This is a genomic window from Microbulbifer maximicatervae (SeqCode) (genome assembly GCF_052468295.1).
Window position 1 is genome coordinate 3,206,069 of sequence record NZ_CP174340.1, and the last position, 13,246, is coordinate 3,219,314.

Annotated in this window: 10 protein-coding genes; 1 reads left to right on the top strand and 9 read right to left on the bottom strand. The window is 54.1% G+C overall.

Annotated features, from left to right (window positions below):
• Nucleotides 1-121: 121 nt before the first annotated feature.
• From sucD to sdhC, 9 genes are all read right to left on the bottom strand, one after another.
• On the bottom strand, nucleotides 122-994 hold the full coding sequence (gene sucD / locus ACJJIQ_RS14380) for a succinate--CoA ligase subunit alpha (protein ID WP_108734154.1): 873 nt from the start codon (nucleotides 992-994) through the stop codon (nucleotides 122-124).
• Between the two features lie 2 nt (nucleotides 995-996).
• Nucleotides 997-2,163, bottom strand: a complete 1,167-nt coding sequence (gene sucC / locus ACJJIQ_RS14385; RefSeq protein WP_282933818.1) for an ADP-forming succinate--CoA ligase subunit beta — start codon at nucleotides 2,161-2,163, stop codon at nucleotides 997-999.
• Nucleotides 2,164-2,324: 161 nt separating this feature from the next.
• A complete protein-coding gene (gene lpdA, locus ACJJIQ_RS14390; RefSeq protein ID WP_445362283.1) occupies nucleotides 2,325-3,767 on the bottom strand; it encodes a dihydrolipoyl dehydrogenase in 1,443 nt (480 codons plus the stop codon).
• A gap of 65 nt (nucleotides 3,768-3,832) precedes the next feature.
• Entirely contained in the window at nucleotides 3,833-5,032 is a 1,200-nt protein-coding gene (gene odhB / locus ACJJIQ_RS14395; protein WP_413662986.1) for a 2-oxoglutarate dehydrogenase complex dihydrolipoyllysine-residue succinyltransferase, read from the bottom strand.
• Nucleotides 5,033-5,078: 46 nt separating this feature from the next.
• Nucleotides 5,079-7,910, bottom strand: a complete 2,832-nt coding sequence (locus ACJJIQ_RS14400) for a 2-oxoglutarate dehydrogenase E1 component (protein WP_282933821.1) — start codon at nucleotides 7,908-7,910, stop codon at nucleotides 5,079-5,081.
• A 211-nt stretch (nucleotides 7,911-8,121) separates the two neighbouring features.
• Nucleotides 8,122-8,826, bottom strand: a complete 705-nt coding sequence (locus ACJJIQ_RS14405) for a succinate dehydrogenase iron-sulfur subunit (protein ID WP_282933822.1) — start codon at nucleotides 8,824-8,826, stop codon at nucleotides 8,122-8,124.
• Nucleotides 8,827-8,845: 19 nt separating this feature from the next.
• Nucleotides 8,846-10,618 carry a succinate dehydrogenase flavoprotein subunit gene (sdhA, locus tag ACJJIQ_RS14410; protein WP_282933823.1) on the bottom strand — a complete coding sequence of 591 codons (1,773 nt, stop codon included), beginning with the start codon at nucleotides 10,616-10,618 and terminating at the stop codon, nucleotides 8,846-8,848.
• A 3-nt stretch (nucleotides 10,619-10,621) separates the two neighbouring features.
• Complete coding sequence (gene sdhD, locus ACJJIQ_RS14415; RefSeq protein WP_282933824.1) at nucleotides 10,622-10,990, bottom strand: succinate dehydrogenase, hydrophobic membrane anchor protein; 369 nt, start codon at nucleotides 10,988-10,990, stop codon at nucleotides 10,622-10,624.
• On the bottom strand, nucleotides 10,984-11,358 hold the full coding sequence (gene sdhC / locus ACJJIQ_RS14420) for a succinate dehydrogenase, cytochrome b556 subunit (RefSeq protein WP_282933825.1): 375 nt from the start codon (nucleotides 11,356-11,358) through the stop codon (nucleotides 10,984-10,986). Before sdhC ends, sdhD begins: the two co-directional genes overlap by 7 nt.
• Nucleotides 11,359-11,797: 439 nt before the next feature.
• Between sdhC and gltA the strand changes: the two genes are divergently transcribed.
• Complete coding sequence (gene gltA, locus ACJJIQ_RS14425; RefSeq protein ID WP_413662987.1) at nucleotides 11,798-13,087, top strand: citrate synthase; 1,290 nt, start codon at nucleotides 11,798-11,800, stop codon at nucleotides 13,085-13,087.
• Nucleotides 13,088-13,246 lie beyond the last annotated feature (159 nt).

Below are 13,246 nucleotides of genomic sequence, written 5' to 3' on the forward strand. Positions count from 1 at the left end.
AGGTAAAAATATTTACTGGGGGAGCCCAGCGCAACCCTGCCTAATTTGACCCGACTTTATACAGCCATAAAAAAAGCCACCCAATGGGTGGCTTTTTTGAAAACTAAAAGTTGGCAATTACTTACCAGCCAGTAATTTCCTTCAGAGCGTCGCCGATCTGAGCCAGGGAGCGCACGGTTTTAACACCAGCGTCTTCCAGAGCAGCAAATTTCTCATCGGCGGTGCCTTTACCACCAGAGATGATCGCGCCCGCGTGACCCATACGCTTGCCGGGAGGAGCAGTTACACCAGCGATGTAGGAAACTACAGGCTTGGTAACATTTTCCTTGATGTAAGCAGCTGCTTCTTCTTCAGCAGTGCCACCGATCTCACCGATCATAACGATTGCTTCGGTCTGCGGATCGTTCTGGAACATTTCCAGGATATCGATGAAGTTGGAACCCGGGATGGGGTCACCACCGATGCCCACACAGGTGGACTGGCCAAAGCCGTAGTCGGTGGTTTGCTTAACCGCTTCATAGGTCAGGGTACCGGAACGGGAAACGATGCCCACTTTACCCGGCTTGTGGATGTGACCTGGCATAATACCGATCTTGCACTCACCCGGAGTGATAACACCCGGGCAGTTCGGGCCGATCAGGCGCACGCCCAGCTCGTCGCACTTCACTTTAGCGTCGAGCATATCCAGAGTCGGAATACCTTCGGTGATACAAACAATCAGCTTGATACCAGCGTTGGCCGCTTCCAGGATGGAATCCTTACAGAAAGGCGCAGGTACGTAGATTACGGAAGCTTCAGCGCCGGTCTTCTCTACCGCTTCTTTAACGGTGTCGAATACTGGCAGGCCCAGGTGAGTCTGGCCGCCTTTACCCGGAGTTACACCACCAACCATCTTGGTGCCGTAAGCAATCGCTTGCTCGGAGTGGAAAGTACCCTGGGAGCCGGTGAAGCCCTGGCAGATTACTTTAGTGTCTTTGTTAATCAATACTGACATGATTATTTACCCTCCGCAGCTTTAACCACTTGCTGAGCCGCATCGGTCAGACTGGTAGCCGCGATAATGTTCAGGCCACTGTCGCTCAGAACCTTGGCGCCCAGATCTGCGTTGTTACCTTCCAGGCGAACAACAACCGGTACTTTAACGCCAACTTCTTTTACTGCGCCCACAACGCCTTCGGCGATCATGTCACAGCGAACGATACCACCGAAGATGTTGATCAGTACGGCTTTTACGTTCTCGTCAGACAGGATGATCTTGAACGCTTCAACAACGCGCTCTTTGGTCGCGCCGCCGCCAACGTCCAGGAAGTTAGCTGGCTTGCCGCCGTGCAGGTTTACGATGTCCATGGTACCCATGGCCAGACCAGCACCGTTTACCATGCAGCCGATGTTGCCATCGAGAGCTACGTAGTTCAGGTCGAACTTGGCAGCGTGCGCTTCACGGGAATCTTCCTGGGAAGGATCGTGCATTTCGCGCAGGTCAGCGTGGCGGTATAGCGCGTTGCTGTCGATTACCACTTTGGCGTCCAAGCAGTGCAGGTTGCCTTCGGTGGTGATTACCAGCGGGTTGATTTCCAGCAGGGCCAGATCTTTTTCCTGGAACATTTTTGCCAGGCCGAGGAAGATCTTGGTGAACTGCTTAACCTGAGTCGGGTTCAGGCCCAGTTTGAAAGCCAGCTCGCGCGCTTGGTAAGGCTGAGCGCCTACCAGCGGATCGATAGTGGCTTTCAGGATTTTTTCTGGAGTCTCTTCCGCTACTTTCTCGATCTCAACGCCGCCTTCGGTGGAAGCCATGAAAACGATACGACGGGTGGAGCGGTCAACAACGGCGCCAAGGTACAGTTCTTGGTCGATGTCAGTGCAGCTTTCAACCAGGATACGGGAAACCGGCTGGCCATTTTCGTCTGTTTGATAAGTTACCAGACGCTCGCCCAGCCACTTCTTGGCAAACTCTTCAATCTCTGCCTTGGAATCTACCAGCTTTACACCGCCAGCCTTACCGCGGCCACCAGCGTGTACCTGGGCCTTTACTACCCACTTATCACCGCCAATTTCGTCAGCCGCTGCTGCTGCCGCTGCCGGGGTTTCCGCTGCAATGCCTTTGGAAACCGGCAATCCGTATTCCGCAAACAGTTGTTTGCCCTGATACTCATGCAAGTTCATAGTCAATACCAATTCACATATAAAATGTGTTTACTAATTGCAGATCACTCTGCACCTGAAAGAGAAATTTAAAATTTCCGTCGTTGCAAATTTCAAATTCCACAAATGAAACCGGGGCGCTAATTAATCAATAATTAGTGCCCCGAAATCGAAAAATATTCTTACTTGCGCTTCTTGCGATTTACGGTGTGAATCGCATGGCCGTTCACTCCCAGCGCCGCTTCTTTCACAGTTTCGGAAAGAGTCGGGTGCGCAAATACCGTCATACCGATGTCTTCAGCACTGGAGCCGAATTCCATCGCGATCGCCACTTGCTGAACCAGGTCTGCGGCAGACGGGCCAACAATATGGGCACCCAGTACGCGGTCAGTTTCCGCGTGAGCAATGATTTTCACAAAGCCCTGGGTATCGTTGGCGGCCATAGCGCGGCCGTTGATAGCAAACGGGAAGCTGCCTACGTTGTAGGGCTCGCCATCGGCCTTCACCTGCTCTTCGGTGCGACCAACCGCAGCGATTTCCGGGTGAGTGTAAATAACGTTGGGGATCACGTCGTAGTTCATCATCGGCTTCTGGCCAGCGATGCGCTCGGCAACCACAACACCTTCTTCTGAGGCCTTGTGTGCCAGCATTGGGCCGCGCACCACGTCACCAATCGCCCATACGCCCGGTGCAGAAGTCATGCACAGGTCATTGACATAGATGAATCCACGCTCGTCCATCTTCACACCGGCATCTTCAGACAGAAGGCCTTCGGTGTAAGGACGACGACCAACGCAAACGATCAGCTTGTCGAAAGTTTCCTGGTGCTCTTTACCATCTTTGTCCTGGTAAGTAACAACCACTTCATCGCCTTTCACTTCGGAGCCGGTTACGCGGCAAGCGAGGCGGATATCCAGGCCCTGCTTCTTGAAGATCTTCTGGGACTCTTTGGCAACCTGTTGGTCCATGATCGCCAGGAATTTATCCATCGCTTCCAGAACAACCACTTCAGAGCCCAGGCGGTTCCATACAGAGCCCAGCTCCAGACCGATAACACCGGCACCGATAACACCCAAACGCTTTGGAGTTTCAGTGAATTCCAGAGCACCAGTGGAATCGACAATAATTTTGTTATCTACCGGAGCGGGCGGAATATTTACCGGTACAGAACCGGAAGCCAGAATGACGTTTTCAGCTTCGTAGACGGTGCTGTTGCCTTCGTCGTCGGTTACTTCCACTTTCTTGTTCGCCAGCAGTTTGCCGGTGCCGAAAATGGAGGTTACTTTATTGGCGGTGAACAGACCTGCTACACCACCGGTCAGCTTCTTAACGATCTCGCCTTTGCGCTCGATCATCTTGCTCACATCCATCTTGACCTTGCCGACTTCAATGCCGTGCACGTCGAGAGCATCTTTGGCTTCGTGGTATTTCCAGGAGCTGTCCAGCAGTGCCTTGGAAGGAATACAGCCAACGTTCAGGCAGGTACCGCCATTTACGTATTTACCTTCCTTGTTTTTCCACTTTTCGATACAAGCCGTTTTCAAGCCCAACTGAGCGGCACGGATGGCAGCGACATAACCACCAGGACCGGAGCCAATTACGATTACGTCAAATTTTTCGGACATGATCAGTTCCAGATATTTCTAATGCAGTGTGATCGAGGGGGCCCGCAGGCCCCAAGATTTATTGTTTAAACTTCGAGCAAGATACGCGCTGGATCTTCGATCATTTCCTTGATCGCTACCAGGAAGCCAACCGCTTCCTTACCATCGATCAGACGGTGGTCATAGGACAGCGCCAGGTACATCATCGGCAGGATTTCCACCTTGCCATTTACCGCCATCGGGCGCTCCTGGATTTTGTGCATACCCAGAATTGCAGTTTGCGGTGGATTCAAAATCGGAGTGGACAGCAGGGAACCGAATACACCACCGTTGGTGATGGTGAAGGTACCGCCAGTCATCTCTTCGATAGACAGTTTGCCATCCCGGGCGCGAACACCCAGATCGCGGATATTGTTTTCCATATCCGCCAGGCCCATGTTCTCCGCATTGCGCAGAATCGGCACAACCAGGCCTTTCGGAGAGGAAACCGCTACACCGATATCCTGGTAACCGTGGTAAACGATATCGTTGCCGTCGATAGACGCGTTCACTGCGGTGTAGCGCTTCAGCGCTTCTACTGCAGCTTTTACGAAGAAGCCCATAAAGCCCAGGCGAGTGCCGTTGTGGGTCTTCTCAAACAGGTCTTTGTAGTTCTTGCGCAGGTCCATAATCGGCTTCATGTTCACCTCGTTAAAGGTGGTGAGCATGGCGGTGGACTGGGAAGCGTCCAGCAGGCGCTCAGCGATACGCTTGCGCATACGGGTCATAGGAACACGCTTCTCTACGCGCTCACCCGGAGCAACCGCAACTTCAGCAACTGCAGCGGCAGGTACAGCAGCGGCAGCCGGCGCAGTGCCCGCTTTCATTACGTCTTCCTTGAGAACGCGACCACCCTTGCCAGTGCCTTCAACACCGGCCAGGTCTACGCCCTTCTCAGCAGCCATTTTCTTGGCAGATGGCATGGCAATTTTGTCGCCAGCCGCAGGAGCTGCGGCTTCGGCAGCCGGAGCTTCTGCTTTTTCTTCCGCCGGGGCAGCAGCTGCGCCAGCGCCCGCTTCAAACTTGGCAATCACCTCATTGGAGAGAACGGTATCGCCCTCACCCTTGATGATTTCAGTCAGGGCACCATCGGCAGGTGCAACAACTTCCAGCACAACTTTATCGGTTTCGATATCCACGATCAGTTCATCGCGGGACACAGCTTCACCGGGTTGTTTATGCCAGGTGGCGACAGTTCCGTCCTGAACTGATTCAGGGAAAGTTGGCGCTTTAATCTCGATCGTCATTTTTTCTGTTTCCTGAGATTGACTCTTCACTTATTACTGCCGCCGGTTATTTGACGGTCAGCGCCTCGTTGATGAACTTATTCTGTTCTTCAAGGTGCGTGGACATATAGCCCGCCGCAGGTGCTGCGGATGGGGCGCGGCCCACATATTCCAGATCCAGCTTCGGATGGGTTTCCGACAACAGGCGACGCAAGTGGTGCTGGCTGGAGTACCAGGCGCCCTGGTTCATGGGCTCTTCCTGACACCAGGCAACACTCTTGATCTTCTTGAATGCGGAAACCGCTTCCACAAACTCTTCGTCCGGGAATGGGTACAGCTGCTCGATTCGTACGAACGCCACATCTTCCTGTTCGCGCTCCATACGGGCTTCCAGCAGGTGGTAGTAAACCTTGCCGGAACACAGAACCACGCGCTTCACTTTGTCAGGATCTACACCCTGGTCCTGGATCACGTTGTGGAAGCGACCTTCTGCCAGCTCTTCCAGGCTGGAGGTGGCCAACTTGTGACGTAGAATCCACTTTGGACTCATAATCACCAGAGGACGGCGCATTGGGCGCACCGCCTGGCGACGCAGCAGGTGGAAGATCTGTGCCGGGGTAGTGGCATTACACACCTGGATATTGTGCTCCGCACACAGCTGCATAAAGCGCTCAAGGCGCGCAGAGGAGTGCTCTGGGCCCTGGCCTTCGTAGCCGTGCGGCAACAGCATTACCAGGCCGCACATACGGCCCCACTTGTGCTCACCGGAAGTGATGAACTGGTCGATCACAACCTGGGCACCGTTGGCGAAGTCACCAAACTGGGCTTCCCACACCACCAGGGACTTTGGTGTTGTGGTGGCGTAGCCGTATTCAAACGCCAACACCGCCTCTTCGGACAGCAGCGAGTCGTAGATATAGAAAGGCGGCTGGTCTTCAAACATATGCTGCAAAGGCACATAGCTCTGACCGTCTTTCTGGCTGTGAACCACCGCGTGACGGTGGGAGAAGGTACCGCGACCCACGTCTTCACCGGTAAAGCGGACCATAAAGCCCTCTTCCAGCAGAGTGCCGTAAGCCAAAGTTTCCGCCATGCCCCAGTTCAGAGGCAGGGCGCCACCGGCCATTTTGCGGCGGTCTTCATAAATTTTGGAGACCTGGCGCTGCATTACCACGCCATCGGGCACGTTGGTCATGCGAGTAGCGACATCCTGCAGCTTCGGCAGCGCATAGCCGGTATCTGCAGGCACCTGCCAGTCGTGGCCCAGGTAGGGGCTCCAGTCAACAAACATGGAGGAGTCCGGCTTCTTCACAAGACCGGTAGCAACGTCTTCACCGGCATCCAGTTTGTCGCGGTAGTCGTTGGCCAGCTTGTCTGCGGCAACCTTGTCGAGGATGCCCTCGCCCACCAGCTTCTCGGAATAGAGCGTGCGGGTAGTCTTGTGCTTGCGGATAGTCTGGTACATCAGCGGCTGGGTACCAGAGGGGTCATCGGTCTCGTTGTGGCCGCGACGACGGTAGCAGACGAGGTCGATAACGATGTCTTTCTTAAATTCGTAGCGGTAGTCCACCGCCAGCAGCGCGGCCAATACGACCATTTCCGGGTCGTCGCCATTTACGTGCAGCACCGGCGCATCGATCATCTTAGCGGGATCGGTGGAGTACTCGGTGGAGCGGGCATCTTCGCGCTTGCTGGTGGTAAAGCCCACTTGGTTGTTCAGTACGATGTGCACAGTACCGCCGGTGTAGTAACCGCGGGTCTGGGACATCTGCAGGGTTTCCTGCACCACACCCTGGCCGGCAAAAGCTGCGTCGCCATGGATGTTGATCGGCATTACTTTCTCACCGGTCGCATCTTTGCGGCGATCCTGGCGGGCGCGTACGGAACCCACTACCACGGGCGCACTGATTTCCAGGTGCGACGGGTTAAAGGCCAGGGCCAGATGCACTTCACCACCGGGAGTCATCACGTTAGAGGAGAAGCCCTGGTGGTACTTCACGTCACCGGAAGTATCGAGGGTCTTCTTGCCTTCAAACTCCTGGAACAGATCTGCCGGGTTTTTACCGAGGATATTAACCAGGGTATTCAGGCGGCCGCGGTGGGCCATACCGATCACCACTTCCTTCACCCCGTAGGTGCCGGAGCGACGGATCAGAGCGTCCATCATCGGGATCAGGCTCTCACCACCCTCTACACCGAAGCGCTTGGTGCCGGGGTACTTGGAGTCCAGGTGGCGCTCCAGGCCTTCAGCGGCGGAAAGGCGCTGCAGGATTTCAATCTGGATGTCGGTGCCGAAGTTGGCTTTGGACTGGCTGCGCTCAAGGCGCTGCTGGAACCACTGCTGCTCTTCCAGGTTGGAGAGATGCATGATCTCCGCACCCAGATTGCCACAGTAGGTATTCTCCAGACCCTCGACGATTTCACGCAGGGTCGCCTCTTCTTTACCGAGGAACAGGCTACCGGTATTGAAGGTGGTATCGAAATCACCCTCAGTCAGGCCGTGGTAGCTCAGTTGCAGGTCGGGCACTTGTTCGCGAGCCATCAAGCCCAGGGGGTCGAGGGTCGCTTTTTTATGGCCGCGATGGCGGTAGGAATCGATCAGTTGCAGAACTTTAATCTGCTTGCGCTCGTGCTCAATATTGGCAGAGCCGGCCGCACCGGGAGCGGCCACCGGACGCGCGCGGTGTTTGCTGAGCAGCTCAAAGTGCTGGCGAACAGCGGCGTGGGAAACATCGCTGCTGCCCTCAACGCGGGGGAGGCTATCGAAATAATTGCGCCACTCCTCGGGGACACCGTTGGGGTCGTGCAGATAGGTCTCGTAAAGCTCCTCCACGTAGGCAGCATTGCCCCCGGAGATATGGGAGCTACGCCACAGCTGCTCCATGGTACTTTCGTGCATGTTGATGCCTACCTCAATTGCAGTGTGCTTATCTTCTCTTGAGCCACTGCGCTTTCCTTTCACTCACAAAAGGGGAGGCGCACAAAGCCACCTCCCCTTTTCAGTTTTTTACCGGTTAGAACCGGTTTTTTGTCGTTTGCTTGGCACCCTACCTGGCACCGGGTTCGCAGAGCGCGAACCCCAGCGGGCCGATAACCGGCCGCAGCATCCCCTACACGGCGCGGGTCAGCAGCATATTGCGGATATGGCCGATCGCGCGCGTCGGATTCAGTCCTTTCGGGCAAACATTGACACAGTTTTGAATACCGTGACAACGGAATACACTGAAGGGGTCATCCAGATTTGACAGGCGCTCATCAGTAGCCAGGTCGCGGCTATCTGCCAGGAAGCGGTAAGCCTGCAACAAACCAGCTGGGCCGATAAACTTGTCCGGATTCCACCAGAAAGACGGACAGGAAGTGGAACAGCAGGCGCACAGGATACACTCGTACAGACCGTCGAGCTTTTCGCGATCTTCCGGAGACTGCAGACGCTCAATGGCCGGAGCCGGAGTATCGTTTTGCAGGTACGGTTCAATCTTCTTGTACTGCTCGTAGAACTGCTCCATATCCACAACCAAGTCGCGGATAACAGGCAGGCCCGGCAGCGGACGCAGAACCAGTTTACCCTTGGGGGCAGCTTCAGACAGTGGCGTAGTGCACGCCAGACCATTGCGACCGGAAATGTTCATACCGTCAGAGCCACAAACGCCCTCACGGCAGGAACGACGGAAAGACAAGGTCTGATCTTCGGCTTTCAGCAATTCCAGAACGTCCAACACCATCAGGTCCTTGCCCTTGGTGTCCAGTTCATAGTCCTGCATATAAGGCGCTTTGTCGGTTTCCGGGTTGTAACGGTAAATGCTTACTTTCAACATACTCTATTCCGCTCCCGAATCAGTAAGTCCGAGCTTTCGGTTCAAAGGCTTCCATAGTGTTAGGCGCGAAGTTTACTGCACGCTTGCCAACACGTTTTTCCGTGGGGAAATACATAGAGTGGCACAGCCAGTTTTCATCATCGCGCTCCTGGAAGTCCTCACGGGCGTGAGCACCGCGACTTTCAGTGCGGGTCTCTGCAGCAACTGCAGTGGCCTCGGCAACTTCCAGTAAGTTTTGCAGCTCCAATGCTTCAACACGGGCGGTGTTAAACGCGCGGCTCTTGTCTTCGAGGCGCACATTTTCAATACGCTCGCGCAGATCTGCAAGCTTCTTCACACCTTCGGCCATAAAGTCGCCGCGACGGAATACACCGAAGTGGTTCTGCATCACGCCCTGCAGCTCTTTGCGCAGGTCGGCAGCCTTCTCACCCTTCTCATTGGTTTCCAGGTGATTCAGGCGAGCCATAGCGGCTTCGAGATCAGACTCGGAAGCTTCGCGGTGCTCGATACCTTCGCGCAGGGACTTCTCAATAAACAGGCCGGAAGCGCGACCGAATACCACCAGGTCTAGCAGGGAATTACCGCCTAAGCGGTTGGCTCCGTGTACGGACACACAGGCAACTTCGCCACAGGCGTAGAAGCCATCAACAATCTGATCGTTACCCGCAGCGTCCTGGGTCAGAGCCTGACCGTGAACGTTGGTGGGAATACCGCCCATCATATAGTGACAGGTAGGTACTACCGGGATCGGCACCTTAACTGGGTCGGCGTGAGCGAAGGTCTTGGACAGTTCACAGATACCGGGCAGACGGCTGTTGAGCAGCTCTTCACCCAGGTGATCAAGCTTCAGGAATACGTGATCGCCTTCCGGGCCACAGCCGCGGCCGTCGAGAATTTCGAGAACCATAGAGCGAGCCACAACGTCGCGGGAAGCGAGGTCTTTGGCGTTGGGCGCATAGCGCTCCATAAAACGCTCACCATCTTTATTGATCAGGTAGCCACCTTCACCGCGACAACCTTCGGTCACGAGTACACCGGCACCGTAAATACCAGTGGGGTGGAACTGCCACATCTCAATATCCTGGACCGGCATACCGGCACGCAGGGCCATACCGACACCGTCACCGGTATTGATGTGTGCGTTGGTGGTGGAAGCGAAGATACGACCGGCACCGCCGGTAGCGAATACAGTCGCTTTGGATTTGATATAAACCACTTCGCCATCTTCGATGCACATGGCGATCACACCCACAACAGCACCGTCCTGGTTCTTCACCAAGTCAATCGCAAACCATTCGTTCAGGAATTCGGTTTTGTGCTTAACGTTGTTTTGATAGAGGGTGTGCAGCAGTGCATGGCCGGTACGGTCAGCAGCAGCACAAGTACGTGCAGCCTGGCCACCGCGGCCGAAATCTTTAGACTGACCGCCGAAGGGGCGCTGATAAATACGACCTTCCTCAGTACGGGAGAAAGGCAGGCCCATGTGCTCCAGCTCAAATACCGCTTCCGGACCTACGGAACACATATATTCAATAGCGTCCTGGTCACCGATATAGTCGGAACCCTTAACGGTATCGTACATATGCCAGCGCCAATCATCGTTGGGATCTGAACTGGCAATTGCACAGGTAATGCCACCCTGGGCAGATACTGTGTGAGAACGAGTCGGGAATACCTTGGTAATAACCGCAGTTTTATAGCCGGACTGGGCCATCTGCAGGGCAGCGCGCATACCGGCACCGCCTCCACCAATTACAATCCCGTCAAATGAAATAGTACGCATGTTCGCCATTGCTTATACACCCCAAAGAATTTCAATGCCCCACACCGCGTACAACACGGCAACGGCAGCCAGAATCACTTCTACGAACAAGCGCAGAACAGTGGCTTTACCGCCCATCATCCGGTTGGTGATGTAGTCAGTTACCACGGACCAGAGGCCAATCCAAGCGTGAATAATGGTGGACAGCAAGGCAACCAGGCTGAAAACACGCATCCAGCGCTGGGCGAACAGTTCGGACCAGGCCTGGTAGCCGAAGTCTTTACTAAAAAAGATAAAACCCACTATAAAGAGGGTATAGGCGAGCAATATTACCGCAGTGACTCTCTGGTAGAGCCAATCGAAAGTACCGCTACGGCCAAAGCTTGTTACTGTTTTTACCACAACCATACTCCCGCCAGAAGAATAAGGATTACAGCCAGCACCAGCACTGACACAGCGCTGCGACGGCCGCCTTCGAGACTTTCACCTACTCCCATATCCATAAACAGATGACGAACACCTGCCAGAATGTGGTAAATAAGTGCCGCCAGCGATGCCCAGAGAATGAGCTTGGCAGGGATACTGTTAAATACCGCTGCAATTTCGGCGAATCCCTGCTCGGATTCCAAACTGACATCGAGCATCCACAGTAGTAGTGCAACAACAACGAAGAGCACTACACCGGAAATACGATGCAAAATGGAAACCACAGCGGTAGCGGGAAGCTTTATAGTGGAAATGTCTAAATTGACAGGTCTGTTTTTGTTCACAGGAAAAACACCTTGTTGCCCTGAACGACCGGGCGCCCGTTAGCTTTTCAATGGAGGGACGAGCTGCTTGCTGATTACTTTGCACTCGACCTGATGAAGCCTTATACAAAGTAGCCGTACCATGGCGCAAGCCGCGCGGATTATAGGCATTCACTAGTCAAAACACAACGAACGCCTGCGATTACGCCGGGTTCCCACCAGTATCGCGTAGTAAATCGGGAATCGCGGGATTTCCTCAGACTTTCCTGTGCATTATCTAGACAAATACTCTACGAGTATGGAGCGGAACCGGATATCCTGTCGCCAATAGACTGGTCGTCCATTCCTTTTGGTTTGACAATTTGCGGCGCGGCACTTAAGTTTGGCCCCGCTCAAAAGGCCGCTAGCTCCCGAAAACAGCGGGAAAAGGCCGGCATAAGAACATTTTTAGGAGTCCGCAATGTCCGATAAAAAAGCGCACCTCACAGTCGATGGTATCGACGGCGCCCTTGAGATGCCAGTTCGCTCCGGCACCCTCGGCCCCGATGTTATTGATGTCGGCGGTCTGACCAGTAAAGGCTTATTTACTTACGACCCGGGCTTCGTATCTACCGCCTCATGTGATTCCAAGATCACCTTTATTGATGGCGGCAAGGGCCAACTGCTGCACCGCGGCTACCCCATCGAGCAACTGGCAGAAAAATCCGATTACCTGGAAACCTGCTACCTGCTGATGAATGGCGAACTGCCCAACGCAGAAGAAAAGAAGAAGTATGTAGACACCATTATGTCTCACACCATGGTTCACGAATCCCTGGTGAGCTTCTTTAAAGGCTTCCGTTACGATGCCCACCCAATGGCGATGATGTGTGGCGTAGTCGGTGCCCTCGCTTCCTTCTATCACGACTCCCTGGATATCACCAATCCGGAGCACCGCGAGATTTCCGCCCACCGCCTGATTGCCAAGATGCCAACCCTGGCAGCCATGTGCTATAAGCACTCCCAGGGCATGCCCTTCATGTACCCGGACAATAGCCGCAGCTATTCCGAGAATTTCCTGCACATGATGTTTGGCAACCCCTGCGAGCCCAGCAAGATAGACCCGGTTGTCGCCAAGGCAATGGACATCATCTTCCTGCTACACGCAGACCACGAGCAGAATGCGTCCACCTCCACTGTTCGCCTGGCTGGCTCTTCTGGTGCCAATCCGTTCGCCTGTATTTCTTCCGGCATTGCCACTTTGTGGGGACCCGCTCACGGCGGTGCCAATGAAGCGGTATTGAACATGCTGCAGGAAATTGGCGACGAAAGCCGTATCGACGAATTCGTGAAGCGCGCCAAAGATAAGAATGACCCCTTCCGCCTGATGGGCTTTGGTCACCGCGTCTACAAGAACTTCGATCCACGCTCCCGCGTAATGCAGGGCATCTGTGATGAAGTTCTGGGTGCCATGGGTGCAGAAAATGATCCCCTGCTGAAGATCGCCAAGAAGCTGGAGAAAATCGCCCTTGAGGACGATTACTTCGTAGAGAAGAAGCTCTACCCGAACGTAGATTTCTACTCCGGCATTATTATGAAGGCTATCGGTATCCCCACCGATATGTTCACCGTAATTTTCGCCACCGGCCGTACTTCAGGCTGGATTGCACACTGGAATGAAATGATTTCCAATCCGTACAAAATTGGTCGTCCTCGCCAGCTGTATACCGGCTACCCGCAGCGCGATTATGTACCGCTCGAGCAGCGCTAAGCTCAAGCAATCAAAAAAACCCGGCTATGCCGGGTTTTTTATTAATTGAATATTTGAATTTATTTTGATTCTACTGGCGATAATCAACTACATTTCGATAAAAATTAAAATGCAAAGATCTGAAGCGTGACACAAGTCTCACTTTGGAAATTTTGCTTT